This window comes from Streptomyces sp. NPDC005774, assembly GCF_042871645.1.
GTDB classification, from domain to species: domain Bacteria; phylum Actinomycetota; class Actinomycetes; order Streptomycetales; family Streptomycetaceae; genus Streptomyces; species Streptomyces pratens.
The window spans coordinates 21,711-47,829 of the sequence record NZ_JBIAIV010000033.1 but is presented as its reverse complement, the minus strand read 5'-3'; the positions used below and the strand labels follow the sequence as shown (position 1 = coordinate 47,829).

The window sequence follows — 26,119 nt, the reverse complement described above, 5'->3', positions numbered from 1 at the left end:
GCGTCGGCTCCGTGGGGCTCAGTCGCCCTTGACGGTGACCTTCTCGTCGTTGTTCAGCTGGTTCACCAGCTGCTTGACCTTCGCCTTGTCCCAGAGCAGGTTGCCGCCCGAGGAACCCGCGAGGGGCATGTTCAGGGAGGTGCCGTCACCGCCGCTGACGCCCTTCATCGCCCAGAACATGCCGGCCAGGTCGAACAGGCCCATGTCCTCGTCGACGATCAGCGAGTCCAGACCCGCGCCCATGGTCGGGTACAGCTTGAACGGGTTCAGGACCGTGCCCGGCGTTGCCACCTGGCTGGCGAGGGCGGAGAGGAACTTCTGCTGGTTCTTCGTACGGTCCAGGTCGGAACCGGCCAGCGCGTACCGGGTGCGGACGAAGGCGAGGGCCTCCTCGCCGTTCAGCGTCTGCTTGCCCTTCTCGAAGTCGGCGCCGGACTTGGTGTCCTTGATGTCCTGCGGGATGTCCATCTCCACGCCGCCGACCGCGTCCACGATGTTCGCGAAGCCGGCGAAGCCGATCTCCACGTAGTGGTCGATGTGCAGGCCGGTGTTGAACTCGACCGTGCGGACCAGGAGTTCGGGCCCGTCCTCGGCGTAGGCGGCGTTCAGCTTCACCTGTCGGCCCGTGCCCTGGAACGTCTTGCCGGACTCGGAGCCCTTGAAGGTGGGTATCTCCACGTTCGAGTCGCGGGGCAGCGAGATCAGGGTGGGGCCGTTGCTGCCGGTGTGCAGGATCATCATGGAGTCCGTGCGCTTGCCCTCGGCGGACCCGGTGCGCAGCTTCTTCTTCTGCTCGTCGGTCAGCCCGGCCCGGCTGTCGGAGCCGACGATCAGGTAGTTGGTGCCCTCGCCCGCCTCCGGCCGGTCGAGCACGATGGACAGGTCGACCTCGCGGTTGAGCTTCGAGTCGGCCCAGAAGTAGGTGCCCACGGTCGTCACGACCAGCACGACCGCGACCGTGATCGACGTCAGCTTGATCCGGCGGCGCCAGTCCGGCGCGGGACGCTGCGCGTACCGGCCGTCGTCGCCCGGACCGCCGGGACCGCCGCCGCCCGGGGAGCCGTAGACCTGGCCCGTGTTGTAGTCGCTGTAGCCGCCGCCGTGCCCGCTGCCGTCCACGTACGACGGCTGCTGCGGCACCGAGCCGCCGTAGGCTCCCTGGCCGGGCGGGACCCCCGGACCGCGACGGACCTGGCGCATGACGCGGGCGCTCTCGGGCTGTGCGCTCGCACTCCCGCGTCCGTAGCGGGAGCCGCGGTTGTCGTTGGGCCGTGCCTCGGGCCATTCAGTCATGCGCAACAGTGTGCAGGTCCGGGGCGTGCGCCGTACCAGTCCTCGGCAAATAGGGGCAGCGCTGTTGCGAAGCTGACACAAATTCCCCGGCTGCCGCCTCGGCATAAGGTGGAGGCCATGACAGATCAGGCTCCGGCCCCACTCGCGGAGAGTCCCGACATTCCCGACATCCCGGGCAAGCCCGTCTCGGCGTCACGGACGACCCTCAGCCACATCATGACCCACAGCGACACCAACCTCCTGGGTACGGTGCACGGCGGCGTGATCATGAAACTCGTCGACGACGCGGCGGGCGCGGTCGCCGGCCGGCACTCCGGTGGCCCCGCCGTCACCGCCTCGATGGACGAGATGGCCTTCCTCGAACCGGTCCGTGTCGGCGACCTGGTCCATGTGAAGGCACAGGTCAACTGGACCGGCCGGACATCCATGGAGGTCGGTGTGCGGGTCCTGGCCGAGCGGTGGAACGAGTCCGCCCCGGCCACCCAGGTCGGCTCGGCGTACCTCGTCTTCGCGGCCGTCGACGCGGACGGCAAGCCGCGCCGCGTGCCGCCGGTGATATCGGAGAGCGAGCGGGACCGGCGCCGCAACCAGGAAGCCCAGATCCGCCGCACCCACCGCCTGGCCCGCCGCCGGGCGATCATGGAGCTGCGCGAGAAGCGGGCGGCGGACGGAATCGAGGACTGACAGTGAGGATGTGTGGTGGCTTCTCCGGTGGGTCTGACTCACGGACTGACCACTCGGCACCTCTCGCAGCCCCGGCGGTCCCCGCGGCCGCCGCGACCCCCACGGGGCCAGGATCCTTCCTCCGGACCGGGCCGGACCCCATGAGCCCGGCACGATCCGAACGTAGGGCCCCGGGCCCCGGGCCCTACGCGCAGCCCACCTCGTCACCCCGCACCACCCCGAACTCGTCCTTCCCGGGGTCCTCGGCCCGGACCTTGCGGACCTTCTCGAAGTCGGTACCGGCGATCACCCTCAGCGTCGCGCCCTGGCCCTTGACCGCGCGCAGTTCGCTGCCCGGCAGGGCGGCGGCGAGGGACTTCGCGGAGCGGTCCCAGCGGGGGTCGTAGGCGACGACGGTCCGCCGCACGGAGCGGTCCGCCGCGTTGACCGGAACCCGGGTGGTGCGGAAACCGGTGGCCGCGAGGGCCTCGTCCACGCGGCGGCCGAGGCCCTTCGCCTCCGTGCCGTTCTCGACCTGGACGCGGATCTGCCGGGGGTCCACCGGGACGCGCCGGGACGCGCCGGGCGACGGGGGTGCGGAGAGCGGCTTGTCCTCGCGCAGCGCCTCGAAGAGGTTCTCGGACTTCTCGGGGTCCCACTTCAGCGTCGATCCGATGCCCTTGACCATGTGTCCCGCCTTCTCGAGCGGCACGGTGGTGAACTCGGAGGAGGCGGGCGAGAAGTTCCGCATCGCCCGCCCCAGGTCCAGCAGTTCGCCGGTGCCGAAGCCCTTGTCGGCGCGGACCGAGCCGAGCACGGCACGGGTCACGTCCCGGAACTTCATCGGGTTCAGCAGAATCCCGGAGGACGTGGCCCGGTCCAGCAGTGCGGCCATGAAGTGCTGCTGCCGTTTCATCCGGCCTAGGTCGGCGGCGCCGTCAATGTGCCGGGCGCGCACGTACTGCAGGGCCTCGCCGCCCTCCAGGGTGTGCCGGCCGGCCGGCAGGTCGAGGCCGGTGTGACTGTCCTTCAGGGGTTCGGTGGTGCACAGTTCGACGCCGCCGACCACATCCACGGCCTTCATGAAGCTGGTGAAATCGAGCTCCAGGTAGTGGTCGATCTTCACCCGGGTCATCTTCTCCACCGTGCGCACGGTCAACTGCGGCCCGCCCTCCGCATACGCCGCGTTGAGCTTGACGGGATGCCCCTCGTGTTCCTCGCCGCTCACCTGGTCGGTGTGCGCGGGCGTCATGGCGTACGAGTCGCGCGGCAGGCTGACGACACCGGCGCGCTCCCGGTCCTCGGAGATGTGCACGATCATGATCGTGTCGGTGCAGTTGCAGGGCGCCCCGCCGAGCCGGTACTTCCGCCGCGCCTGAGCGCCGATCTCCTCGCGGCCGTCCGTGCCGACGAGCAGGATGTTCATGCCGTGGCCCGCCTCGGGGCGGTTCTTCATGTCCCGGAACGGGTCGACCCGGTCGATTCCCGCGTCGAGGCTGCTGACCACCGCGTGCCCGATCCCGGCCGAGGCGAGCACCAGGACCGACAGCGTGGTCACCGCCCGCGGGCCCCAGCGCGGTCTGCGGCGTCCCGGTGGGCGCGGTCCGCCCTCCCGTGGGGGCTGAGGTCGGCGCTGCGGCGCGGTGCGGGGCCGGGGAGGCCGTGACGACGCGGGCAAGAGGGACACCTCCGGACGAGGGCCGTGCGAGGGGACGCGAGAGGCGAACGGGCGGGCGGACACAGGGGCATATCGTGCTGTACGGGTTCATACCGGGCCATAAGCGAAATCGTGAGCACCGTAGGCCGATACGATCTGCGGCCCGGCGCAGCCGCACCCGGCACGCGCATCGCTGTCCCCCGTTCGCGGTAACGTGAGGCTCCTATGAACGCCAATCCCGACGTGCGGCTCCCCGCCGTTTCCGTGATCATGCCCGTGCTCAACGAGGAGCGGCATCTGCGTGGCGCCGTCCACGCGATCCTCGCCCAGGAGTACTCCGGCGAGATGGAGGTAGTGATCGCCCTCGGTCCCTCCACGGACCGCACGGACGAGATCGCCGCCGAACTCGTGGCCGAGGACCCGCGGGTGCACACCGTGCCCAACCCGACCGGCCGCACCCCGGCCGCCCTCAACGCGGCGATCGGGGCCTCGCGCCATCCGGTCGTCGTCCGCGTCGACGGGCACGGAATCCTTTCGCCGGGCTACATCGCCACCGCGGTAAGGCTCCTGGAGGAGACCGGCGCGCAGAACGTCGGCGGCATCATGCACGCCGAGGGCGAGAACGACTGGGAGCACGCGGTCGCCGCCGCGATGACGTCCCGGATAGGCGTCGGCAACGCCGCCTTCCACACCGGCGGCGCCGCGGCTCCCGCCGAGACCGTCTACCTCGGGGTGTTCCGGCGCGAGGCGCTGGAGCGGCAGGGCGGCTACAACGTGGAGTTCATCCGCGCCCAGGACTGGGAGCTGAACTTCCGTATCCGCGAGGCCGGCGGGCTGATCTGGTTCTCGCCGGAGTTGAAGGTGTCGTACCGGCCCCGGCCGAGCTTGCGGGCCCTGGCCAAGCAGTACAAGGACTACGGCCGTTGGCGGCACGTCGTCGCCCGCTACCACTCGGGTTCCATCAACCTGCGTTATCTGGCCCCGCCGACCGCTGTGTGCGCGATCGTGGTCGGGATCCTGGTCGGCGGTCTGCTCACCCCGTGGGGTTTCGTCGTGCCCGGCGGCTACCTCGCGGCGATCGTGCTCGGCTCGATACCCGCGGGCAAGGGTCTGCCGCTGAAGGCGCGGCTGCAGATCCCGGTGGCGCTGGCCACCATGCACATGTCGTGGGGCTGGGGCTTCCTCACCAGCCCGCGCTCGCTCGCGAAGAAGGTCATCGCCTCCCGCCGGCCCGCGGTCCACGCGAACACGGACGCGGACGCCGACGCCGACGCCCCGGCCTCCTGACCCGCGCTCAGCAGCGCGACAGGCCCCCTCCCGGACGCGAAAAGACCGATGGGGCGCCCGAGTACGTGTACTCGGGCGCCCCATCGGCTTTCCGTGCGCCAGGGGACGGGGTCAGGGAAGGTTCCTGGCCATCACGATCCGCTGGACCTGGTTCGTGCCTTCGTAGATCTGGGTGATCTTCGCGTCGCGCATCATGCGCTCGACCGGGTAGTCGCGGGTGTAGCCGTAGCCGCCGAGGAGCTGGACGGCGTCGGTGGTGACCTCCATGGCGACGTCGGAGGCGAAGCACTTGGCTGCGGCGCCCTGGAAGGTGAGGTCGGCATCGCCGCGCTGGGACTTGGCCGCGGCGGCGTAGGTGAGCTGGCGGGCGGCCTCGATCTTCATGGCCATGTCGGCGAGCATGAACTGGATGCCCTGGAAGTCGGCGATCGGCTTGCCGAACTGCTTGCGCTCCTTGACGTAGCCCTTGGCGTAGTCGAGGGCGCCCTGGGCGATGCCGAGGGCCTGGGCGGCGATGGTGACGCGGGTGTGGTCGAGGGTCTGCATCGCGGTGGCGAAGCCGGTGCCCTCCTCGCCGATCATGCGGTCCGCCGGGATGCGGACGTTGTCCAGGTAGACCTCGCGGGTCGGGGAGCCCTTGATGCCGAGCTTCTTCTCGGGGGCGCCGAAGGAGACGCCCTCGTCGGACTTCTCGACGACGAAGGCGGAGATGCCCTTGGAGCGCTTGGTGGGGTCGGTGACCGCCATGACCGTGTAGTACTCGGACTCGCCGGCGTTGGTGATCCAGCGCTTCACGCCGTTGAGGACGTAGTGGTCGCCGTCGCGGACCGCCTTGGTCTTCATGCCGGCCGCGTCGGAACCGGCGTCCGGCTCGGAGAGGCAGTACGAGAACATCCCGTCACCCTTGGCGAGCGGGGTCAGGTACTTCTTCTTCAGCGCCTCGGAACCGGAGAGGATCACCGGGAGGGAACCGAGCTTGTTCACCGCCGGGATGAGGGAGGAGGACGCGCAGACGCGGGCCACTTCCTCGATCACGATGACGGTGGCGAGCGCGTCGGCGCCCGCGCCGCCGTATTCCTCGGGCACGTGGACGGCGTGCAGGTCGTTCGCGAGGAGCGCGTCGAGCGCCTCCTGCGGGAAGCGGGCATCCTCGTCCACCGCTGCGGCGTGCGGCGCGATCTTCGCCTCGGCCAGCGAACGGACGGCGTCACGGAGCATGTCGTGCTCCTCGGACGGGCGGTACAGGTCGAAATCAGCCGATCCGGCCAAGGTCTCTCACTCCAAAGACGACGAGGTGCGACGGGAGGCGACGCTCCGATGATGCTAACTACTGTTAAGTAACTCCCATTTTAGAACTCCTGCTCCCGCCGCAGTGCGTGAGTTTGGTGACAACGGGACGGCTGTGAGGCCGCAATGAGCGGGAACGAGCGGGGTCGCCCCGTTCGGCGCGCCCGGGAGCCCCGGATATGCTCAGCCCGCACTGGCTTCCGTATACCCCTGGAGCACGCATGGCCCTCAAGATCACCGTGATCGGCACCGGTTATCTCGGTGCGACCCACGCGGCGGCCATGGCGGAGCTCGGGTTCGAGGTGCTGGGCCTCGACGTCGTACCGGAGAAGATCGACATGCTCCGGCGGGGCGAGGTCCCGATGTACGAACCGGGGCTCGAGGAGCTGCTGCGCCGGCACGTGGCGGGCATCGAGGGGTCCACCGGCCGGCTCCGGTTCACCATGGACTGGGCGGAGGTCGGCGAGTTCGGCGACATCCACTTCGTCTGCGTGAACACTCCGCAGCGGCACGGCGAGTACGCCTGCGACATGTCGTACGTCGACTCCGCGATCGCCTCGCTGGCCCCGCACCTCACCGGCCCCGCGCTGGTCGTCGGCAAGTCGACCGTGCCCGTGGGCTCGGCCGACCGGCTGGCCGCCTACCTGGCCGAGCACGCGCCGGCCGGCGAGGACGCCGAGCTGGCCTGGAACCCGGAGTTCCTGCGCGAGGGCTTCGCCGTCCAGGACACGCTGCACCCGGACCGGGTCGTGGTGGGGGTCAGGAGCGAGCGGGCCGAGAAGCTGTTGCGGGAGGTGTACGCGACGCCGGTCGCCGAGGGCACCCCGTTCGTGGTCACCGACTTCCCGACCGCGGAACTGGTGAAGACCTCCGCGAACTCCTTCCTCGCCACCAAGATCTCCTTCATCAACGCCATGGCCGAGCTGTGCGAGGCCACGGGCGGTGACGTGGCCAGGCTGGCCGAGGCCATCGGGTACGACGACCGGATCGGAGCCAAGTTCCTGCGCGCCGGGATCGGCTTCGGCGGCGGGTGCCTGCCGAAGGACATCCGGGCGTTCATGGCGCGCGCCGGTGAGCTGGGCGCGGACCAGGCGCTGACGTTCCTGCGGGAGATCGACTCGATCAACATGCGCCAGCGCGGCCGGATGGTGGAGCTGACCCGGCAGGCGCTGGGCGGCGGGGCCTTCCTGGGCAAGCGGGTGGCGGTCCTCGGCGCCACCTTCAAGCCGGACTCGGACGACGTACGGGACTCGCCGGCGCTGAACGTCGCGGGCCAGATACACCTCCAGGGCGGTCAGGTCACCGTGTACGACCCGAAGGGCATGGACAACGCCCGGCGCATCTTCCCGACCCTCGGGTACGCGGACTCGGCGACGGCCGCGGTGCGGGGCGCTGACGTGGTGCTGCACCTGACGGAGTGGCGGGAGTTCCGCGAGCTGGACCCGGCGGCACTGGGCGAGGTCGCGGCCCAGCGGCTGATCCTGGACGGGCGCAACGCGCTCGACGCCGAGGTCTGGCGCCGGGCCGGATGGCGCTACCGCGCGATGGGACGCCCCACCGCCTGACGGGCTCCGCGAACGCGGGCACCGAGTGAGGCCGATCGGCGGGTGACGCCGGTTCGGCCGAGGCTCAGTCGGCCGAACCGGCGTCTGCTTGCATTCTGCACCACGGGGCGGGTCCGGTGGTGCCGCTGTGACGCCTACGCCCTTCTCGGCTGCGGCTCCGTCGCCCGCTTCGGTTCCTGCCGCGTCCCGGCCGGCTGCGGCTGCGGCTGCTTCGAGCGGTAGCGGCGCATCTTGGCGCGGGCTCCGCACACCTGCATGGAGCACCAGCGGCCGCGTCCCGCGGGACTGCGGTCGTAGTACGCCCAGTGGCAGTCGGCGGCCTCGCAGGCCTTCAGCCTGGTCCACGTACCCGCCGCGACCGCTTCCGCCACGGCCGCCGCGACCCGGGAGAGCAGGGGCCCCCGGTCGACGGGTGCGAGGGCGGCGGAGCCGTCCGCCGGGTCGACGGTGACCACCAGGGGGGCCTGTGCGAGCAGCGTGCCGAGCGGGACGACCGCGCGGTGCGGCGGATGGCCGGCGTGGGCGAGCAGGGCCGCGCGCAGCGCCTCGCGCAGGGCGCGCGCCGACTCGACGCCGGCCTCGTCGCGCGCCTCGTCGCGCGCCGCGTCATCCGCCGTGAGCCCGAAGCGGGCGCGGCCGTCCGCCGTGTCCAGCGTGTCGGCGCCCGTCTCCAGGTCGAGCGTGTTGACCAGGTCCTGGACCAGGGCCAGCCCCGCGGGCGCGGCCGATCTCTCACTCATGTCCGGACGGTACCTCTCGCGTCCCCGTGCGTTTTCCCCTTGCGACGTTACCTCCTACGCGAGAGCATGCGGTAACGATTACCGGTTACTCGCCCCTACGGGTAACCGAGGGATTCGAGGAGGAAGTCATGCCTGTTGCCAAGGTGGGTGCCGTCGTCCTGGACTGCGCCGATCCGCGCGCGCTGGCCGGTTTCTACGCCGGACTGGTGGGCGGCACGATCAAGGACGAGGGCGACTGGGTGGACCTCCAGGTGCCCGGCGGGCCGGTGCTCGCGTTCCAGGAGGCCCCCGGACACGTACCGCCGCGCTGGCCGGCGCCGGACCACTCGCAGCAGTTCCACCTGGACCTGACCGTCGAGGACCTGGACGCCGCCGAGAAGGAGGCGCTGGCACTCGGCGCGAAGCCGCTGGAGACGGAGGACCGCTCGCGGACCTTCCGGGTTTACGCGGACCCGGCGGGACACCCCTTCTGCCTCTGCGCCTGCTGACACCGGGAGGACCCATGGCCGCCGTGGCCCGTCTGCGCTCCGTCGTCGACTGCCCCGAACCGCGCGAGCCGGCCCGCTTCTACGCGGCCGTCGGGGCGGCATGCCCGAGGAGGAGGACCCGGACCGGGTGGTGCTCCAGCTCCCCGCAGGGCCCCGCCTGGCCTTCCAGCGGGCGCCCGGGTACGGCCCGCCCGAGTGGCCGCGGGCCGACCACGGCTCACAGCAGTTCCACCTCGACTTCGACGCGGGCGGCACCTGGGAGGAGGTCGACGCGGCCGAGCAGAAGGTGCTGGCGCTGGGGGCGCGGGTGCTGGACCGGGAGGACGACGAGCGCAAGGACTTCCGGGTGTACGCCGATCCGGCAGGGCATCCGTTCTGCCTCTGCCGGATCGAGCAGCCGTAGCCTCGGCCTGTCTCAGCCGTTGCCGCTGCCGTCGAGGGACTCCAGGGTCGCGTTCGACGGGGCGGTGGTCGCCCGGAGCTCGCGGGCGGTGTCCTCGGCGGCGCCCAGCACCCGTACCGCGTTCTGCCAGGTCAGCTTGGCCAGATCGGTCCTGGACCAGCCGCGGTCGTGCAGCTCGGCAATGAGGTTCGGGTAGCCGGAGACGTCGCGCAGGCCGTCGGGGGTGAAGGCGGTGCCGTCGTAGTCGCCGCCGATGCCGAGGTGGTCGATGCCGGCGACCTCGCGCATGTGGTCCAGGTGGTCGGCCACCGTGGACACGGTGGCGACCGGGCGCGGGGTGGCCTCCTCGAAGGCGGCGTGCACCTTCATCGCCTCCGCGGTGGTGTCCAGGTGGTGGAAACCATGGGCGCGCATGTTGTCGTCGGCCTCGTTCGTCCAGTCGACGGCCGCCTGGAGCACGAACTTCGGTACGAACGTCACCATCGCGACGCCGCCGTTGGCGGGCAGCCGTTCCAGCACGTCGTCCGGGATGTTGCGGGGGTGGTCGCAGACCGCGCGGGCCGAGGAGTGGGAGAAGATCACCGGCGCGGACGTGGTGTCCAGCGCGTCCCGCATCGTCGTGGCGGCGACGTGCGAGAGGTCGACCAGCATGCCGAGCCGGTTCATCTCCCGGACCACCTCGCGGCCGAACGCCGACAGGCCGCCCACGCCGGGCTCGTCCGTCGCCGAGTCCGCCCAGGCCACGTTGTAGTTGTGGGTGAGGGTCAGGTAGCGCACCCCGAGCTCGTACAACCCGCGCAGGGTGCCGAGGGAGTCGGCGATGGAGTGGCCGCCCTCCGCCCCCATCAGGGAGGCGATACGGCCCTGTGCGCGTGCCGCCTCCATGTCGGCGGCGGTCAGCGCGGGCGCCAGGTCCTCGGGATGACGGGCCAGCAACTGCCGTACGCAGTCGATCTGTTCAAGGGTGGCCGGCACCGCGTCGGGCAGATCCGCGCGGACGTACACCGACCAGAACTGCGCGCCGACGCCGCCCGCGCGCAGCCGCGGGATGTCGGTGTGCAGGTGGGCGGTCTGGTCACCGGCGATGTCCAGAGCGTCAAGGTCGTAGCGGACCTTCTCGCGCAGCGCCCAGGGCAGGTCGTTGTGCCCGTCGACGACGGGGAACTCGGCCAGCAGCGCGCGGGCGGCCTCGAGTGACGCGGAGTCGAGTGACGCGGAGTCGGAAGACGTCATGGGGCTCACTTCCCGAAGCCGAAGCCGTTGCCGGAACCTTCGGTCCTGGCCCGCAGCCGTTTGCCCTTCTCCGTGGCCTGGTCGTTCAGCTCCTGCTGGAACTCCCGCATCCGGCCCAGGAGTTCGTCGTCGTGGGCGGCGAGCATGCGGACGGCGAGCAGTCCCGCGTTGCGGGCGCCGGCCACCGAGACGGTGGCGACCGGAACACCGGCCGGCATCTGCACGATGGAGAGCAGGCTGTCCATGCCGTCGAGGTGCTTCAGCGGCACGGGGACGCCGATGACGGGCAGCGGGGTGACCGAGGCGAGCATGCCGGGCAGATGGGCGGCGCCGCCCGCACCCGCGATGATCACCTTCAGCCCGCGGTCCGCGGCCTGCTCGCCGTACGCGATCATCTCGCGGGGCATCCGGTGCGCGGAGACGACGTCGACCTCGTGATCGATCTCGAACTCGTCGAGGGCCTTGGCGGCGGCCTCCATGACGGGCCAGTCGGAGTCCGATCCCATGACGATGCCGACTACGGGGCTGGGGCTCATTCGGTGATCGTGCCTCTCAGGTAGCCGGCTGCGTGACGGGCGCGTTCCAGCACGTCGTCCAGGTCGTCGCCGTAGGTGTTGACGTGGCCCACCTTGCGGCCGGGCTTCACGTCCTTGCCGTACATGTGGATCTTCAGCCGGGGGTCGCGGGCCATGCAGTGCAGGTACGCGGAGTACATGTCGGGATAGTCGCCGCCCAGGACGTTGACCATCACCGTCCACGGGGCGCGCGGGCGCGGGTCGCCGAGCGGGAGATCGAGGACGGCGCGGACGTGGTTGGCGAACTGCGACGTGATCGCGCCGTCCATGGTCCAGTGGCCGGAGTTGTGCGGGCGCATGGCGAGCTCGTTGACGAGGAGGCGTCCGTCGCGGGTCTGGAACAGCTCCACGGCGAGATGGCCGACGACGCCGAGTTCCTTGGCGATGGTGAGCGCCATCTCCTCCGCGCGCAGGGCGAGGTTCTCGTCGAGGCCGGGCGCGGGTGCGATGACCGTGTCGCAGACGCCGTTCACCTGACGCGACTCGACGACCGGGTAGGCGACGGCCTGGCCGTGCGGGGAGCGGACCACGTTGGCGGCCAGCTCGCGCACGAAGTCGACCTTCTCCTCGGCCAGCACCGGAACCCCGGCCCGGAACGGCTCGGCGGCCTCCTCGGCCGAGTCGACGACCCACACGCCCTTGCCGTCGTAGCCACCGCGGACGGTCTTGAGGACGACCGGGAAACCGCCCGCCCGTCGCCCGCCACCGTCCTTGCCGGAGGGCACGTCGTGCCCGCCCCTCTCGAGCTCTGCCGCGAAGGCGGCCACGTCCGCGGGATCCGCGACGATGCGGTGCCGCGGACAGGGCACGCCGATCGCGTCGAGCCGGGCGCGCATCACGCCCTTGTCCTGAGCGTGCACCAGCGCCTCGGGGCCGGGGCGGACGGGGATGCCGTCCGCCTCCAGGGCCCTGAGGTGCTCAGTGGGCACGTGCTCGTGGTCGAAGGTGATCACGTCGCAGCCGCGGGCGAACGCGCGCAGCGTGTCCAGGTCGCGGTAGTCGCCGACGACGACATCACCGACGACCTGCGCCGCGGAATCCTGCGGAGTGTCACTGAGGAGCTTGAACCTGATGCCGAGCGGGATGCCCGCCTCGTGTGTCATACGAGCGAGCTGGCCCCCGCCGACCATGCCGACTACCGGGAACGTCACTCCCCCAGGGTATCGGTCGAGCCATGGTGGCCGATTCCACGGCTGTCCCCGGCCTGTCCCCGGCCTGTCCGCGACCGTTCCCGGACGGGTGTGCGACCCGAATGTCCATTCCCGGGAAGATCGTGCGGACGGGTGGTTAGCATGGTCTGGTTGACGCCACCTCGGCGTTGCATCGACGCCACTCCACGGACGGGGGCCGGCACGACCATGGGACGCGGTTCCTCGGGGCATTCGACGGGCGCCCCGGCCCCGCGCGGCTCCATGCGGCAGCGCCTCGACCGGCTCGTCCGTGAAGCCGTGAAGTTCGGCGCGGTCGGCGGGGCGGGGCTGCTGGTCAATCTCCTCGTGTTCAACCTGGTCCGGCAGGTGACCGATCTTCCGGTGGTGCGGGCGAGCGTCATCGCGACCGTCGTCGCGATCGTCTTCAACTACCTGGGCTTCCGCTACTTCACGTACCGGGACCGCGGCAAGTCCGGACGCACCAAGGAGATGTCGCTGTTCCTGCTGTTCAGCGCGATCGGCCTGGTGATCGAGAACGGCCTGCTGTACACGGCGACCTACGGGTTCGGCTGGGACAGCCCGCTGCAGAGCAACATCTTCAAGTTCCTCGGCATCGGGGTCGCCACCCTGTTCCGGTTCTGGTCCTACCGCACGTGGGTGTTCCGTGCGCTGCCGGGGGCCGTGGCACCGGCAGCGGGTGCGCCGGCGGCCGGTCCCGTCGCGGAGGGCGGGCGCGGGCCCGCGGGAGCGCCCTCCCGGCAGCACGTGCCGTAGGCGCCGGGTCCCGGGCCTGGGCCGGCACCGGTGCGTACGCCCTCGTACTCCCTGTTCACCACACCGTTCACGGTCCCGTTCACCGCACCGTCTGGCGGTTGTCGTCCCGGGATTTCTGCGGCGGCGTGCGGGACAGGAACAGGCCGAAGACCGCAGGCTCGGCCTGGAGCATCTCCAGCCGGCCGCCGTCCGCCTCCGCGAGGTCGCGGGCGACCGCGAGGCCGATGCCGGTGGAGTTGTGGCCGCTGATCGCACGCTCGAAGATGCGGGCGCCCAGGTCGGTGGGGACTCCAGGACCCTCGTCCGTGACCTCGATGACGGCCTGGTTCCCGGTGACCCGGGTGCGCAGGGCGACCGTGCCGCCCCCGTGCATGAGCGAGTTCTCGATCAGCGCGGCCAGTACCTGGGCGACCGCGCCCGGCGTCCCGACGGCGCGCAGATGCCTCTTGCCGGAGGTGACGATCGCGCGGCCGGCGCTGCGGTAGGCGGGGCGCCACTCCGCGAGCTGCTGCTGGATCACCTCGTCGAGCTCGAAGGTGACGGCCGAGCCGGTCCGCGGGTCGCGGGAGTTGGTCAGCAGCCGCTCCACCACGTCCGTCAGGCGCTCCACCTGCGCCAGCGCGATCGTCGCCTCCTCCTTCACCGTCTCGGGGTCGTCGGTGAGGGTGATCTCCTCGAGCCGCATGGACAGCGCGGTGAGCGGGGTGCGCAACTGGTGGGAGGCGTCGGCGGCCAGCCGCCGTTCGGCGGTCAGCATGCGGCCGATGCGCTCGGCGGAGGAGTCCAGCACATCCGCGACCCGGTCCAGCTCGGGAACCCCGTATCGCCGGTGGCGGGGGCGCGGGTCGCCCGAGCCGAGGCGCTCGGCGGTCTCCGCGAGGTCGGTCAGCGGGGAGGCGAGCCGGTTGGCCTGGCGGACCGCCAGCAGTACCGCCGCGATCACCGCCAGCAGCGCCACCAGCCCGATGATCAGCAGGGTGCGGCCGACCTCACGGGTCACCGAGGAGCGCGGCTCCTGGACGGTGACCGTCTCGCCCTCCTCACCGGGCGCCGAGGCGCTGATGACGTCGCCCTCCGGCTTGTCACCGATCTCGATGGGCGCCCTGCCGGGCAGGCGTACGACGACGTAGCGGTCCTCGGCGACCTGGTCCCTGAGGACCGCCGCGGTGACCTTCTCCTCGACGAGCAGCCTGCTGTCGACGATGCTGGCGAGCCGTACCGCCTCGGACTCGACCCGTTCCCTGGCGCTTTCGGTGATCGTGCGGGTCTCCACGATCACCAGGGACACGCCGAACACGGCGATCACGACGAGCACCACGGCGAGCGTGGACTGGATCAGTCGGCGGCGCATGTCCTCATATCCGAACCGGAATCACGACGTACGGGGTGGGGGTTCAGCTCTTCTCGAAGCGGAACCCCACGCCTCGTACGGTCGCGATGTAGCGGGGGTTGGCCGCGTCGTCGCCGAGCTTCTTGCGCAGCCAGGAGATGTGCATGTCGAGGGTCTTGGTGGAGGACCACCAGGTGGTGTCCCAGACCTCGCGCATCAACTGGTCGCGGGTGACGACCCGGCCCGCGTCCCGCACCAGGACCCGCAGCAGGTCGAACTCCTTGGCGGTGAGCTGGAGTTCCTCCTCGCCCATCCACGCCCGGTGCGACTCGACGTCGATGCGCACCCCGTGCGTCGCGGGCGGCTGCTGCGGTTCGGTGGCACCGCGCCGCAGCAGGGCCCGTACCCGGGCGAGCAGTTCGGCGAGGCGGAACGGCTTGGTGACGTAGTCGTCGGCGCCGGCGTCCAGACCGACCACGGTGTCGACCTCGTCGGCGCGCGCGGTGAGGATCAGGATCGGGACCGTGTGACCGTCGGAACGCAGCCGGCGGGCGACCTCCAGACCGTCCATGCCCGGCAGTCCGAGGTCCAGCACCACCAGGTCGACGCCACCCTGCAGGCCTGCGTCGAGCGCGCTGGGTCCGTCCTCACGCACCTCCACCTCGTAGCCCTCCCGACGCAGGGCGCGGGCCAGCGGCTCCGAGATGGACGCGTCGTCCTCGGCGAGCAGTACACGGGTCATGGACTGATGGTAGTCCCGCACGGACACGGCCCGGGGTGTGATCACCCGCACCGGTTCTCATCCGGCGCACACCGGGTTCTCACGTCCGGGGCCTGGGGGCACGCCTGGGAGTGGCGGGGACGACCCCGGAGAGAACCTTCGATTGGGTGATCACGGTTCCCCCGGAGCCTGTGATCCCCGTCTCAAGTCCTTCCATAACGGGCACTGTCCTGCCGTATGGTGAACCAACGCCTGTTGCACCATGGGGGCCTTTGGCGCAGTTGACGCCGAAGGTCTCTTTTGCGTGCCGGTCGGCTTCGCGCCGGCCTCGTAAGAAATGACCTATGGCCGGGCCTCTACGCACATTGACGCGCGTAGAGGCGTGGATCCCGGTGGTCGCCGTCCCCCGCTCCGTGATCCGGAGCGGACTCCCCCAAGGGCGTGGGGTGGACGGCACGGCCCGCCGGTGCCGGCCGCCCCCCACCGGGCGCGTACCCGCTTGCGCGTCGCGTCCCGACCAGCAAGGAACGACCATGGCGTCCAGCCTGACGAAGGACTCGGTCTCACCCGGCACCCCCGGCTCCGAGAAGACCTTCTTCGGCCACCCCCGCGGACTGGCCACTCTCTTCATGACCGAGATGTGGGAGCGGTTCTCCTACTACGGCATGAGGGCCCTGCTCCCGCTGTACCTCGTCGCCCCGGGCGGCATGGGCCTGAACGCCGGCACGGCGACGGCCATCTACTCGGTGTACCTGTCGCTGGTGTACCTGCTCACGATGCCGGGCGGCTGGTTCGGCGACCGTGTTCTGGGCCCGCGCAAGACCGTCGCCCTCGCCGGCGCGATCATCATGCTCGGCCACCTGACGCTGGCCCTGCCGTCCGCCGGCACCTTCTACGCGGGTCTCGGCCTGGTCGCCCTCGGCTCCGGTCTGCTGAAGGCCAACATCTCCACCATGGTCGGCCAGCTCTACGACGGTCCGGACGACCCGCGCCGTGACGGCGGCTTCACCATCTTCTACATGGGCATCAACCTCGGTGCCTTCTTCTCGCCGCTGATCATCGGCACCGTCGGTGAGAGCGTCAACTGGCACCTGGGCTTCGCGCTCGCCGCGGTCGGCATGGGGCTCGGTGTGCTCCAGTTCCTGCTGGGCAGCCGTCACCTCGCCGCGCACTCCAGCGTCGTCCCCAAGCCGCTGTCCGCCGCGGAGAAGTCCTCCACGCTGCGCAAGGCCGCCCTCTGGGCCGGCGTCGCCGTCGTCGCCTACGCCGTCCTCGGCTTCTCCGGCAACTACACCCTGAACTGGATCCTGGTCCCGCTGACGCTGCTCGGCGTGATCATTCCGGTGCTGGTGCTGGTCCGGATCAAGCGCGACCGGGACCTGGACCAGGCCGAGCAGTCGAAGATGTCCGCGTACATCTGGTTCTTCGTGGCCGCGGCCATCTTCTGGATGATCTACGACCAGGGCGGCTCGACCCTGGCGCTCTTCGCCGGGTCGTCGGCCGAGAACAGCGTCTTCGGCTGGGAGTTCCCGGTCTCCTGGTACCAGTCGGTCAACCCGGTCCTGATCATGGCGATGGCCCCGGTCTTCGCCTGGTTCTGGCTGGCGCTGAACCGGCGCGGCAAGGAGCCCAGCACGATCGTGAAGTTCGGCTCCGGTCTGGTCCTGGTCGGCGCGTCCTTCTTCCTGTTCCTCGCCCCGCTGTCCATCGCCGAGGGCGGTCACAAGGCGGCGGCGATGTGGCTGGTGGCGATCTACTTCACCCAGACCGTCGGTGAACTGCTGCTCTCCCCGGTCGGGCTGTCGGTCACCACGAAGATGGCACCCGTGAAGTACGCCTCGCAGATGATGGGCGTGTGGTTCCTGGCCGTCACCGCCGGTGACGCCACCACCGGTCTGCTCTCCATCGCCGGTGTCGACCTGAACAAGCCGGGCGTCGTCGCGATGGAGGCCACCCTCGCCGTGGCCGCCGGTGTCGCGGTGTGGATGTACCGCAGCAAGGTCAAGGCACTGATGGGCGACGTCCGCTGACATCGCGCGCATGACGCCGTGAGGCATGGCGCCGTGAGTCCGTGACGCCGTGAGTCCGTGACGCCGTGAGTCCGTGACCCGGTCGGCTCGCCGCCGTCGCGGCCGCACTCACGAACCGGAGGGCTCCGCTTCCGTACGTACACGCTGCTGTACGTACGGAAGCGGGGCCCTCCGGGCATTCTCGCGGCGGATACGGACGGACACGGGCGGACACGCCGTGCGCACGGGCGGGGTGTGGAGCCGGCACCGGCGTCGGCTCCGCCGCGCGGGGACCGAGGCCACCGGCTCCGGTCCCGGGGGTGTACGCGGTCCGCCACGGCCGACGGCCCCGCGCGGAACACGGCAACCGGTACGGCCAGGAGGACCATGGCCCGCAAGAGGGTCCCTCCCCGGGGACGGGGCTCGGTCCCGGGGCCGAGCCTCCGCTGCGGGACGTGGACGCCGTGGACGTTCCGGCCTGGAGGACGGGGTCCTCCACGAGGACGTACCGGTGTCGCCGACGGTACGTTGCCTGACGCCGCATCGGATCCGATGGCCCGTCAAGGTACGCCGGGACATGAGGGAGGAAGAGAAGACACGGTGCGGACCGGATCTCTCACGATCCGGTGCACGTGCGGTGGGTGCGCGGTGGGTGCGCGCCGAGTGGAGTCCGGGAAGGCGAGGGCTCCGCCGGTCAGGCGGGCGCCCCGAGCTCCGCCCACACGGTCTTGCCCGCGACGCCCGGGACGCGTACGACGCCCCAGTCCAGGCAGAGCCGCTGGACGATGAACATGCCGTGCCCACCGGGCCGGCCCGCCTGGTGCGGGGTGCGCGGTGCCGGCTGCCCGGCGCCCCGGTCGGTGACCTCGAGCCGGATCACCTTGTTGTCGCAGACGATGCCCAACTGGTCCGGTCCCTCGGCGTGCAGGCAGGCGTTGGTGACCAGTTCGGACACGACGAGCAGGACGTCCTCGGCGGCGGCTCTCCGGTCGGCGGTGGCGGCGGGCAGCCAGCCCCACGCCTGCAGCGCCTGACGGGTGAAGTCACGGGCGAGGGGAACGACGCCGCTCTGGTCCTCAAAGCTCAGCCGGCGGCTCTGACGCCCTCCCGGTGAACCTGAGGGCCCCGACGCCTCCGGCGGTCCCGTCGACGCGGACGCCACTGCGGACTGCGCCCCGGACGGCGGCACGGCCACGTCCCCCTGGGGCGCGCTCGCCGTCGGCGCGCCGCCCCCGGGCACCCCGGAAACGCCGCCGGGCTCCGAACCGCGGTCGCCCGGCGGGTAGGGCCGGGTGGTGCTCATCAGCGCTTCACCTCACCGATTCACCAGTTCACCATTTCAAAAAAAATCCGTACTCATTCAGTCACACCGTGGGGTCGTCCGGTTCCCGGCATCCCCTTGAGCATGGCAGCGGACACATTCAGCTTGTCTCCTGCCCGAGGCGGCCGAGGCAACACCCCCGCGTTCGCACAAGAAAGGCGTAACGATCCGGGAACGGCTCGGAAGAGGGTCCGCGGAAAGAACCGCGGGGCGACACAGCGCTCGACGCAGCGGAAAAAGGACGCCCGTCCCACGGGCCCGCCGCGGGGTGGCGTCGCCTGCCCACGCGGTCATCCGGAACCGTCGGCCAGAGCCGCCTCGAGGCTGTCATGGAGGGTGAATACCGCTTCCGCCCCGGTGATCTCGAACACGCGTGCGACCACGGGCTGCATTCCCGCGAGGTGCACCCCGCCGCCGGCGGCGTCGGCCTTCAGCCTGGCGCCGAGCAGCACATTGAGCCCGGTGGAGTCACAGAACTCCAAGCCGGAGCAGTCGATGACAAGCCGCTTGAATCCCTTGGCGAGGCAGCTCTCCAGTGGCTCACGCAACAGATCGGCGGTGTGGTGATCCAACTCACCCGCCGGAGTCACGACGGCACTGGGGCCCTCTTCTCGCACCTCGACCAGAAGCCGGCCCGACTGTGCGCTGCCGACCGTCCCGCGGTCCATGCCGTCTCTCTCTCCCACCAGTCATGGCTACTACTGACGCTGCCGAACATTACGCCTTCCGGGCTCACTCCGACAGCCGAACAATCAGCAGTAAAAGGACATATGGCAACAGAGCTCACTTGCGGTGGGCCGGCGAAAACGGGTAGGGCTAGTAAAGACACGTACTCGACACGGTCGGCTTTGGAGGCGCCGCACACCGCAGTGCACGAAACGGCATCGGCAGCCATACGCCGAGAACGATGGAGGACATCATGTCACCCCGGCTCGACGCATCGCGTACCCAGAAAGCGACGTCGACACTCCCTCCGGAACATCTGGCTCCCATCGAGCAGGACGATGTGGGTGTCGTCCCGGACGACGATCTACTCGCCGGACTCCCCGAGATCCCCCCTTTTGACGAGGTGGGCCCGGTCGACGCGCGGGCGCTATCCAAGACCCTCTTCGAGCGGCTGGAGTCGCTGGAGGAAGGCACCCACGAGTACGCGTACGTACGCAACACGCTCGTCGAACTGAACCTGGCCCTGGTCAAATTCGCCGCCTCCCGCTTCCGCTCGCGCAGCGAGCCGATGGAAGACATCATCCAGGTCGGCACCATCGGTCTGATCAAGGCGATCGACCGCTTCGAACTTTCGCGCGGTGTGGAGTTCCCCACCTTCGCGATGCCGACCATCATCGGTGAGGTCAAGCGCTTCTTCCGGGACACCTCGTGGTCCGTGCGCGTACCGCGCCGACTCCAGGAGCTGCGGCTCGACCTGGCCAAGGCCGGTGACGAGCTGGCCCAGCTGCTGGACCGGTCCCCGACGGTGGGCGAACTGGCCGAGCGCCTGGGCATCTCCAGGGACGAGGTCGTCGAGGGCATGGCGGCGTCGAACGCCTACACCGCTTCCTCGCTCGACGCCCAGCCGGAGGAGGACGACGCCGAGGGCTCGCTGTCGGACCGGATCGGTTACGAGGACCACGGCCTCGAAGGCATCGAGTACGTCGAGTCGTTGAAGCCGCTGATCGCCGAACTGCCGCCGCGCGACCGGAAGATCCTCTCGCTGCGCTTCGTGGCCTGCATGACCCAGTCCGAGATCGGCGAGGAACTGGGTATTTCGCAGATGCACGTGTCACGGCTGCTGTCACGGACGCTGGTGCGGCTGCGCAAGGGGCTGACCATCGAGGAGTGACGGACGGCCGCGTCCGCGCCCTTCACTCCGTTCCCCCGACGACCCGCACTCGGCGCCCCGCACACCGCGCCACGCCCCGCACTCCGCGCCCCGTACTCCGCCGACGCCGGAGGCCCTCCCCGGGCCCTGGGTTCCGGCCGAGCGCGGGGCGCACCGTGTTACCCGGGGTCACCCCTTTCCCCTCGGGCCTTCTTCCTCCACTATGGGCACGCCCAAACCGGCTGGTATGTCAGGACGACGGGTCCGACGGCCAGGGGCTAGGAGGCGGTGCATGGCTCGGGGCGACGGAACCGTCGACGACGACGGGATCGGCGACGGACACCCAGGTGCGTACACGGATGCGTCCGACATCCGGCTGACCGAGATGCTGCGCGCCGACACCTCGGCCGCGTACGCGGCACTTCAGGAACTCCGCGCCCGGCACGGCCCGTCCGTGCTCGCCTACGCCCGCCGGTGCACCACGGGCGATGCCAGCGCACGTCAACTCGCCGCGCAGGCCTTCACCCACGCCGCCCGCGAGAGCGCCCGCGGCACCGATCCCGGCGGCCCTCTGCGCCATCAGCTCCTGCTGCTGGCCGTCCGGACGGCGGCGACCTGGGCCGCCGACGGGCGGGCCGGCGGGCTGGACGCCGGACTGCACCTCGTACTGAGCTCGTCCGGCACCGACGGCCCGGTCCCGTCCATGCTCGCCGCCTTCCGGACACTGCCGTACCGGGCACAGGGCCTCATCTGGTACGGGATCGTGGACCAGGAGCCCGCGGACCGTACGGCGACGCTTCTCGGCCTCACCCGTCAGGACGTGGCCTACGACACCCCGTCCGCACTGCAGTCGCTGGGCCAGGCCTGTCTGCGGTCCCGGCTGGCTGCCTCGGACGACCCCCGGTGCGCCGACTTCCGCCGGCTCATCGAGGAGTCGGTACGGCCCGACGGCCCCCGCGACAGCGCCGACCTGCACACCCACATGGCCCACTGCGGGCACTGCACCGCCGCGTACGAGGAACTGTGCGCCCTGCGGGACGAACCGCGCACCACCCTGGCCGAGGGGCTGCTGCCGTGGGCGGGCACGGCGTACACCGCACCGGCACCGGCCGGGCCGTCCGCCGGATCCGGTACCGCGGGCGGGACGTGGCCGGTGTCCCGGCGTCTGGTGCTGGCCTCGACTGCACTCGGCGTGGCCGTGGTGCCGCTGCTGCTCCTGCTGTGGTCACCGGACGGCACGCCGGCCGGGCACCCCTCGGAATCGGCCCCCACCGTGGCGGTCCCGCCGCCGGTGACCGTGACGGCCACGCCCTCACCGTCCCCCACCGCGTCCGCGACGCAGTCCCCCTCACCGTCCCCTTCGAAGACTTCGGGGACCAGGAAGCCCAGCCCTTCCCACCCGTCACGCCCCACGCCGTCCCCCACACCCGTACATCCGCCGCCGGGCGGCGCGTACGCGCAGGTGGTGAATCTGGCGTCGGGCCTGTGCCTGGACATCGACGGCGACCTGGAGAACCGCACGGACGTCGTCACGGCAGTCTGCGACTCCTCCCGCTCCCAGCGGTGGCGGGTCGATGCGGAGCGCGGTGTGCTGCAGTCCTACGCCGACTCCGACTACTGCCTGGACAGTCGTGGCGCGGTGAGCCGGGGCGTCGGCATCTGGGAGTGCGACTCGGTGGAGGGGAGCAATGGGCAGAACCTTCGCTTCGCCGTCGACGCCCGTGGAGTGATCCGCCCGGCCATCGCGCCGGACCATGCGACGTCGGCGGCCGGGGACGGCTCGGTGTCCCTGGGCAGGGAGGCGGGGCGGGCGGACCAGCGGTGGCGGGCCGGTGCCTGATCCCGCTGGTCAGAGCACGCGGACGCCGCGCCGCCATACGCCCGTGACCAGGGGGACGCCGGGGCGGTAGGCCAGGTGGACGTGGCTCGGGGCGTCGAGGAGGACGAGGTCGGCGCGGGCCCCGGGGACGAGCCGGCCGATGTCGGTGCGGCGCAGGGCCGCCGCACCGCCCGCGGTGGCCGACCAGAGGGCCTCGTCGGGCGTCATGCCCATGTCCCGCACGGCGAGCGCGACGCAGAACGGCACCGAGGACGTGAAGGACGACCCCGGGTTGCAGTCCGTGGACAGCGCGACGGTGACGCCCGCGTCGAGCAGCCTGCGGGCGTCCGGCCAGGCGGCCCGGGTGGAGAACTCGGCGCCCGGCAGCAGGGTCGCGACCGTACGGCCGCTGGCCAGGGCGTCGATGTCCGGGTCGGTGAGGTGGGTGCAGTGGTCCGCGCTGGCCGCGTCGAGTTCGACGGCGAGCTGCACGCCGGGGCCGTGGGTGAGCTGGTTGGCGTGGATGCGCGGGTGCAGGCCCTTGGCCCGGCCCGCGGTGAGAACGGCGCGCGCCTGGTCGCCGTCGAAGGCTCCCCGCTCGCAGAAGACGTCGATCCAGCGGGCGTGCGGCGCACACGCGTCCAGCATCCTTCCGGTGACCAGGTCCACGTAGCCGGCCGGGTCGTCGGCGTACTCGGGGGCGACGATGTGTGCGCCGAGGTAGGTGACCTCGTCGGTGTGGCGGGCGGCCAGCCGCAGGGCGCGGGCCTCGTCCTCGGGGGTCAGGCCGTAGCCGGACTTGGTTTCGATGGTCGTGGTGCCCTGGCGCAGCGCCTCGGTGAGGAAACGGGTCAGGTTCGCCTCGAGTTCCGCGTCGCTCGCGGCCCGGGTGGCGGCGACGGTGGTGCGGATACCGCCCGCGCTGTAGGGGCGGCCGGACATCCGGGCGTTGAACTCGTCGGTGCGGTCGCCCGCGAAGACCAGGTGGGAGTGCGAGTCGACGAAGCCCGGGATCACCGTCCGGCCCGCGGCGTCGACCCGGTTGTCAGTGGCGGGTGCTTTGCTTGATTCACCGGTCCACACGATGCGGTCGCCGTCGATGACGACGGCCGCGTCCCGGACCTGCCCGAGGGGAGACGTATCACCGAGGGAGGGATCGTTGGTGATCAGCGTGGCGATGTTGACGATGGCGGTGCTGCTCATGGCGTCCTCGTGGGTGGCGGGGGCGGGCGCGGTGTTGCGGCGGCCGGCGCTGTGCCGGCCGGCGTTCAGGTCCTCAGCGCCTCGACAGCGCGCGCGAGAGCGTGCGGCACATCGGGCACGAGGGTGTGCGCCCCTTCGCGTACGACATGTCGCCCCGCCACGATCGTGTGCCGTACGTCGGCCGCCGTCGCGGCGAATACGGCGGTCTCGGCGCCGAGCCTGTGTGGTGGCCCCGCTGTTCTGACCGACTCCAGCGTGAGGGTGGTCAGGTCGGCGAGGGCACCGGGTTCGATGGTGCCCGCCCGGTCCCAGCCGAGGGCGGCGTGACCGCCGGCGGTGGCCGCCCGCAGCAGTGCGTTCGCCGTCCAGTGGCCGCGGGTGCGGGTGCGCAGGCGCTCGTTCAGCTCCAGGGCGCGCGCCTCCTCCAGCAGGTCGATGACGGCGTGGCTGTCCGAGCCGAGGGAGAGTGGGGAGCCCCGGCGCTGGAGGGCGGCCGCGGGGCCGATGCCGTCGGCCAGGTCGCGTTCCGTCGTGGGGCACATGCAGGTGCCGGTGCCGCTGCCGCCGATGAGCGCGATGTCCTGGCCGGTGAGGTGCGTGTTGTGGATGCCGGTGGTGCGCGGTCCGAGCACGCCGTGGTCGGCGAGAAGGCGGGCCGGGGTGCGGCCGTACGCCTCCTGGCATGCCTCGTTCTCGGCGGTCTGCTCAGACAGATGCACATGCAGCGGGGCCCGCCGCTCCTGCGCCCAGCGTGCCACGGTCTCCAGCTCCCGGGCGGGCACGGCCCGTACGGAGTGGATGGCGGCACCGATCCGTGCGTGATCCCGTTCCTTGAGATCTGAACAGCGTTCGGCCCAGGCCTCGGCGGTGCCGTCGGAGAAGCGGCGCTGGTGGACGGTGGGTGGCTCTCCGAAGCCGGCGGACAGGTAGGCGGTGTCGAGGAGGGTGATGCGGACACCGGCCTCGGCGGCGGCCGCGATGAGTGCCTCCCCCATGGCGTTGGGCTCGGTGTACGGGGTGCCGCCGGGGGCGTGGTGCAGGTAGTGGAACTCGCCGACGGCGATGATGCCGGCGAGGGCCATCTCCGCGTACACGGCACGGGCGAGCCGGTGGTAGGTCTCGGGGGTCAGCCGGTCGGCGACCGAGTACATCACCTCGCGCCAGGTCCAGAAGGTGCCGGCACCGACCTGGACGGTGCCGCGCAGCGCGCGGTGGAAAGCGTGCGAGTGGGCGTTGGCCAGCCCGGGGAGGGTCAGCCCGCGCAGGATCTCCGCCCCCGGGGGCGGGGCGGGGACGCCCGTGGTGACGGCGGTGATGCGGCCGTCACCACCGCCGTCACCACGGACACCGACGGCCACGGTCACGCCCGGCTCGACCCGGTCGCCGAGCCAGGCATGCTCCAGCCAGAACGTCCGCCCGGAGGGCGCGGTGGACACAGAGGGCGCGGTGGGCACAGGGGCCCCGGTGGGCGCAGGGGGCGCAGTGGCTGTGGTGGTCCGGCCGGCCGTTGCGCTCGCTGTGGTGGCGCTGTCCTGTGTCACCTGTACACCAGTCCCTCCAGTACGTCGGCGAGTGCGGCCACCCCGGCCAGGCAGTCGTCCTCGGCCGCGTACTCGGCCGGGGAGTGCGAGACGCCCGTGGGGTTGCGCACGAACAGCATGGCGGTCGGAATGCTCGCGGAGAGGATCCCGGCGTCGTGTCCGGCCCCCGTGCCGAGGACGGGGACCCGGCCCGGTGCCGGGCCGGGGTCTTCGTCCCGGCACAGGATGCGGGCGAGTTCGTCGCGCAGGGCGTGGTCGAAGTCGACGACGGGTGTGTGGGACTCCCGGACCACGTCCAGGTCCACGCCGTGGGCAGCGGCGTGGTCGCGGGCCGCTTTCTCCACCCCGGCGACCACGGTGTCCAGGCTCGTCCGGTCGGCGGCGCGGGAGTCGAGCCAGCCGCGCACCAGGGAGGGGATGGCGTTGACGCCGTTCGGCTCGACGGCGATCTTGCCGAAGGTGGCGACGGCACCGGCGAGTTCGGCCTCGCGGCGGGCGGCGAGGACGGTCTCGGCATACGGCAGCATGGGGTCGCGTCGGTCGGCGAGACGGGTGGTGCCGGCGTGGTTGGCCTCGCCGCGGAAGTCGAACCGCCAACGGCCGTGCGGCCAGATGGCACTGGCGATGCCGATCCGGTCGCCGGACAGGTCGAGGGCACGGCCCTGTTCGACGTGCAGTTCGACGAAGGCGCCGATGCGGGCGAGCCGTTCGGGGTCGGCGCCGATGGCGTCGGGGTCGTGTCCGGCGGCCTCCATCGCCCGGGGCAGGGTGATCCCGTCGCCGTCGGTGAGGCGGTGCGCCCGGTCGCGGGTGAGCTGTCCGGCGGTGAGCCGTGAGCCGACGCAGGCGAGTCCGAAGCGGGCGCCCTCCTCGTCACCGAAGTTGACGATGCCGAGGGGGCGGTCGAGCGGTGTTCCTCTACGGCGCAGTTCGTCGAGGGCGGCGAAGGCGGAGACCACTCCGAGGGGGCCGTCGAACGCTCCGCCGTCCGGCACGGAGTCCAGATGGGATCCGGTGACGACGGCATCCCCGTCGGCGGGGTCGCCGAGCCAGGCCCACTGGTTCCCGTTCCGGTCCACGTCGAGCCGCAGTCCCCGCAGTGCGGCCTGCGCGGCGAACCAGGCCCGGCATTCGGCGTCGGCGCCGGTCCAGGCATAACGCCGGTAGCCGCCGGAGCCGGGATGACGGCCGAGAGGGAGCAGGTCACGCCACATCGCCTGGAAAGCGGGAGGCGTGGAGGCCC

General features: G+C 71.3%; 22 protein-coding genes and 1 pseudogene. 9 read left to right on the top strand and 14 right to left on the bottom strand.

Annotation, left to right across the window (positions count from 1 at the left end; genetic code table 11):
* Positions 1–18: 18 nt before the first annotated feature.
* Positions 19–1,293, bottom strand: a complete 1,275-nt coding sequence (locus ACFYQA_RS26155; RefSeq protein WP_388922453.1) for an LCP family protein — start codon at positions 1,291–1,293, stop codon at positions 19–21.
* A 117-nt stretch (positions 1,294–1,410) separates the two neighbouring features.
* Between ACFYQA_RS26155 and ACFYQA_RS26150 the strand changes: the two genes are divergently transcribed.
* Positions 1,411–1,977 (top strand): acyl-CoA thioesterase, encoded by a 567-nt coding sequence (locus ACFYQA_RS26150; protein WP_388922450.1) that lies wholly within the window; start codon positions 1,411–1,413, stop codon positions 1,975–1,977.
* A gap of 184 nt (positions 1,978–2,161) precedes the next feature.
* Here the strand turns inward: ACFYQA_RS26150 and ACFYQA_RS26145 are convergent, their stop codons facing one another.
* Positions 2,162–3,643, bottom strand: coding sequence for an LCP family protein (locus ACFYQA_RS26145; RefSeq protein ID WP_388922447.1), 1,482 nt, complete (start codon positions 3,641–3,643; stop codon positions 2,162–2,164).
* Positions 3,644–3,838: 195 nt separating this feature from the next.
* On the opposite strand from ACFYQA_RS26145, the gene ACFYQA_RS26140 reads away from it, so the two are divergent.
* Positions 3,839–4,900, top strand: coding sequence for a glycosyltransferase family 2 protein (locus ACFYQA_RS26140; RefSeq protein WP_388922444.1), 1,062 nt, complete (start codon positions 3,839–3,841; stop codon positions 4,898–4,900).
* A gap of 111 nt (positions 4,901–5,011) precedes the next feature.
* Here ACFYQA_RS26140 and ACFYQA_RS26135 read toward each other — a convergent pair whose 3' ends face one another.
* The gene (locus ACFYQA_RS26135) at positions 5,012–6,169 is read right to left on the bottom strand and encodes an acyl-CoA dehydrogenase (protein WP_388922441.1); all 1,158 of its coding nucleotides are present in this window, start codon (positions 6,167–6,169) and stop codon (positions 5,012–5,014) included.
* 239 nt (positions 6,170–6,408) lie between these two features.
* Here ACFYQA_RS26135 and ACFYQA_RS26130 point away from each other — a divergent pair, with 239 nt between their 5' ends.
* Complete coding sequence (locus ACFYQA_RS26130; RefSeq protein WP_388922438.1) at positions 6,409–7,752, top strand: UDP-glucose dehydrogenase family protein; 1,344 nt, start codon at positions 6,409–6,411, stop codon at positions 7,750–7,752.
* 134 nt (positions 7,753–7,886) lie between these two features.
* Here the strand turns inward: ACFYQA_RS26130 and ACFYQA_RS26125 are convergent, their stop codons facing one another.
* Positions 7,887–8,492 carry a CGNR zinc finger domain-containing protein gene (locus ACFYQA_RS26125; RefSeq protein WP_388922435.1) on the bottom strand — a complete coding sequence of 202 codons (606 nt, stop codon included), beginning with the start codon at positions 8,490–8,492 and terminating at the stop codon, positions 7,887–7,889.
* Between the two features lie 128 nt (positions 8,493–8,620).
* On the opposite strand from ACFYQA_RS26125, the gene ACFYQA_RS26120 reads away from it, so the two are divergent.
* Both ACFYQA_RS26120 and ACFYQA_RS26115 read left to right on the top strand, forming a co-directional pair.
* The gene (locus ACFYQA_RS26120; RefSeq protein WP_388922432.1) at positions 8,621–8,980 is read left to right on the top strand and encodes a VOC family protein; all 360 of its coding nucleotides are present in this window, start codon (positions 8,621–8,623) and stop codon (positions 8,978–8,980) included.
* A gap of 14 nt (positions 8,981–8,994) precedes the next feature.
* Positions 8,995–9,383, top strand: a pseudogene (locus ACFYQA_RS26115) (VOC family protein).
* Between the two features lie 12 nt (positions 9,384–9,395).
* On the opposite strand, the gene ACFYQA_RS26110 reads toward ACFYQA_RS26115, so the two are convergent.
* From ACFYQA_RS26110 to ACFYQA_RS26100, 3 genes are read right to left on the bottom strand one after another with little or no spacing between them, the layout of a single operon-like run.
* Positions 9,396–10,616 (bottom strand): dipeptidase, encoded by a 1,221-nt coding sequence (locus ACFYQA_RS26110; RefSeq protein WP_388922429.1) that lies wholly within the window; start codon positions 10,614–10,616, stop codon positions 9,396–9,398.
* A gap of 5 nt (positions 10,617–10,621) precedes the next feature.
* Positions 10,622–11,152: a 5-(carboxyamino)imidazole ribonucleotide mutase gene (purE, locus tag ACFYQA_RS26105; RefSeq protein ID WP_386400458.1), complete on the bottom strand. Its 531-nt coding sequence runs from the start codon at positions 11,150–11,152 to the stop codon at positions 10,622–10,624.
* A complete protein-coding gene (locus ACFYQA_RS26100) occupies positions 11,149–12,342 on the bottom strand; it encodes a 5-(carboxyamino)imidazole ribonucleotide synthase (RefSeq protein ID WP_388922425.1) in 1,194 nt (397 codons plus the stop codon). The genes purE and ACFYQA_RS26100 overlap by 4 nt, the downstream gene beginning before the upstream one ends.
* A gap of 207 nt (positions 12,343–12,549) precedes the next feature.
* Here ACFYQA_RS26100 and ACFYQA_RS26095 point away from each other — a divergent pair, with 207 nt between their 5' ends.
* On the top strand, positions 12,550–13,116 hold the full coding sequence (locus ACFYQA_RS26095) for a GtrA family protein (protein WP_388922422.1): 567 nt from the start codon (positions 12,550–12,552) through the stop codon (positions 13,114–13,116).
* Between the two features lie 79 nt (positions 13,117–13,195).
* Here the strand turns inward: ACFYQA_RS26095 and ACFYQA_RS26090 are convergent, their stop codons facing one another.
* A complete protein-coding gene (locus tag ACFYQA_RS26090; protein ID WP_386400455.1) occupies positions 13,196–14,467 on the bottom strand; it encodes an ATP-binding protein in 1,272 nt (423 codons plus the stop codon).
* 43 nt (positions 14,468–14,510) lie between these two features.
* Entirely contained in the window at positions 14,511–15,188 is a 678-nt protein-coding gene (locus ACFYQA_RS26085) for a response regulator transcription factor (RefSeq protein ID WP_055592785.1), read from the bottom strand.
* A gap of 512 nt (positions 15,189–15,700) precedes the next feature.
* Here ACFYQA_RS26085 and ACFYQA_RS26080 point away from each other — a divergent pair.
* Positions 15,701–17,197, top strand: coding sequence for an oligopeptide:H+ symporter (locus tag ACFYQA_RS26080; protein ID WP_388220493.1), 1,497 nt, complete (start codon positions 15,701–15,703; stop codon positions 17,195–17,197).
* A gap of 673 nt (positions 17,198–17,870) precedes the next feature.
* Here ACFYQA_RS26080 and ACFYQA_RS26075 read toward each other — a convergent pair.
* Entirely contained in the window at positions 17,871–18,479 is a 609-nt protein-coding gene (locus tag ACFYQA_RS26075) for an ATP-binding protein (protein WP_388922418.1), read from the bottom strand.
* Positions 18,480–18,787: 308 nt separating this feature from the next.
* Complete coding sequence (locus ACFYQA_RS26070) at positions 18,788–19,165, bottom strand: STAS domain-containing protein (protein ID WP_055604918.1); 378 nt, start codon at positions 19,163–19,165, stop codon at positions 18,788–18,790.
* A gap of 239 nt (positions 19,166–19,404) precedes the next feature.
* Between ACFYQA_RS26070 and ACFYQA_RS26065 the strand changes: the two genes are divergently transcribed.
* Together ACFYQA_RS26065 and ACFYQA_RS26060 are read left to right on the top strand one after the other, a co-directional pair.
* Positions 19,405–20,334, top strand: a complete 930-nt coding sequence (locus ACFYQA_RS26065) for an RNA polymerase sigma factor SigF (protein WP_388922415.1) — start codon at positions 19,405–19,407, stop codon at positions 20,332–20,334.
* Between the two features lie 271 nt (positions 20,335–20,605).
* On the top strand, positions 20,606–22,153 hold the full coding sequence (locus tag ACFYQA_RS26060; RefSeq protein ID WP_388922412.1) for a ricin-type beta-trefoil lectin domain protein: 1,548 nt from the start codon (positions 20,606–20,608) through the stop codon (positions 22,151–22,153).
* 9 nt (positions 22,154–22,162) lie between these two features.
* On the opposite strand, the gene hutI is transcribed toward ACFYQA_RS26060, so the two are convergent.
* From hutI to ACFYQA_RS26045, 3 genes are all read right to left on the bottom strand, one after another.
* The gene (gene hutI, locus ACFYQA_RS26055) at positions 22,163–23,335 is read right to left on the bottom strand and encodes an imidazolonepropionase (protein WP_388922409.1); all 1,173 of its coding nucleotides are present in this window, start codon (positions 23,333–23,335) and stop codon (positions 22,163–22,165) included.
* Positions 23,336–23,400: 65 nt separating this feature from the next.
* Positions 23,401–24,771, bottom strand: coding sequence for a formimidoylglutamate deiminase (locus ACFYQA_RS26050; RefSeq protein ID WP_388922406.1), 1,371 nt, complete (start codon positions 24,769–24,771; stop codon positions 23,401–23,403).
* Positions 24,772–24,872: 101 nt separating this feature from the next.
* Positions 24,873–26,090 carry an allantoate amidohydrolase gene (locus ACFYQA_RS26045; protein ID WP_388922519.1) on the bottom strand — a complete coding sequence of 406 codons (1,218 nt, stop codon included), beginning with the start codon at positions 26,088–26,090 and terminating at the stop codon, positions 24,873–24,875.
* Positions 26,091–26,119: the final 29 nt, after the last annotated feature.

What these genes read in the sequence shown, in the direction of transcription:
- ACFYQA_RS26120 (WP_388922432.1), top strand. Translation starts at nt 8,621, where the DNA reads ATGCCTGTTGCCAAGGTGGGTGCCGTCGTCCTGGACTGCGCCGATCCG.
- purE (WP_386400458.1), bottom strand. Translation starts at nt 11,152, where the DNA reads ATGAGCCCCAGCCCCGTAGTCGGCATCGTCATGGGATCGGACTCCGAC.
- ACFYQA_RS26150 (WP_388922450.1), top strand. Translation starts at nt 1,411, where the DNA reads ATGACAGATCAGGCTCCGGCCCCACTCGCGGAGAGTCCCGACATTCCC.
- hutI (WP_388922409.1), bottom strand. Translation starts at nt 23,335, where the DNA reads ATGAGCAGCACCGCCATCGTCAACATCGCCACGCTGATCACCAACGAT.
- ACFYQA_RS26110 (WP_388922429.1), bottom strand. Translation starts at nt 10,616, where the DNA reads ATGACGTCTTCCGACTCCGCGTCACTCGACTCCGCGTCACTCGAGGCC.
- ACFYQA_RS26140 (WP_388922444.1), top strand. Translation starts at nt 3,839, where the DNA reads ATGAACGCCAATCCCGACGTGCGGCTCCCCGCCGTTTCCGTGATCATG.
- ACFYQA_RS26155 (WP_388922453.1), bottom strand. Translation starts at nt 1,293, where the DNA reads ATGACTGAATGGCCCGAGGCACGGCCCAACGACAACCGCGGCTCCCGC.
- ACFYQA_RS26060 (WP_388922412.1), top strand. Translation starts at nt 20,606, where the DNA reads ATGGCTCGGGGCGACGGAACCGTCGACGACGACGGGATCGGCGACGGA.
- ACFYQA_RS26065 (WP_388922415.1), top strand. Translation starts at nt 19,405, where the DNA reads ATGGAGGACATCATGTCACCCCGGCTCGACGCATCGCGTACCCAGAAA.
- ACFYQA_RS26130 (WP_388922438.1), top strand. Translation starts at nt 6,409, where the DNA reads ATGGCCCTCAAGATCACCGTGATCGGCACCGGTTATCTCGGTGCGACC.
- ACFYQA_RS26090 (WP_386400455.1), bottom strand. Translation starts at nt 14,467, where the DNA reads ATGCGCCGCCGACTGATCCAGTCCACGCTCGCCGTGGTGCTCGTCGTG.
- ACFYQA_RS26070 (WP_055604918.1), bottom strand. Translation starts at nt 19,165, where the DNA reads ATGGACCGCGGGACGGTCGGCAGCGCACAGTCGGGCCGGCTTCTGGTC.
- ACFYQA_RS26095 (WP_388922422.1), top strand. Translation starts at nt 12,550, where the DNA reads ATGGGACGCGGTTCCTCGGGGCATTCGACGGGCGCCCCGGCCCCGCGC.
- ACFYQA_RS26125 (WP_388922435.1), bottom strand. Translation starts at nt 8,492, where the DNA reads ATGAGTGAGAGATCGGCCGCGCCCGCGGGGCTGGCCCTGGTCCAGGAC.
- ACFYQA_RS26045 (WP_388922519.1), bottom strand. Translation starts at nt 26,090, where the DNA reads ATGTGGCGTGACCTGCTCCCTCTCGGCCGTCATCCCGGCTCCGGCGGC.
- ACFYQA_RS26075 (WP_388922418.1), bottom strand. Translation starts at nt 18,479, where the DNA reads ATGAGCACCACCCGGCCCTACCCGCCGGGCGACCGCGGTTCGGAGCCC.
- ACFYQA_RS26080 (WP_388220493.1), top strand. Translation starts at nt 15,701, where the DNA reads ATGGCGTCCAGCCTGACGAAGGACTCGGTCTCACCCGGCACCCCCGGC.
- ACFYQA_RS26085 (WP_055592785.1), bottom strand. Translation starts at nt 15,188, where the DNA reads ATGACCCGTGTACTGCTCGCCGAGGACGACGCGTCCATCTCGGAGCCG.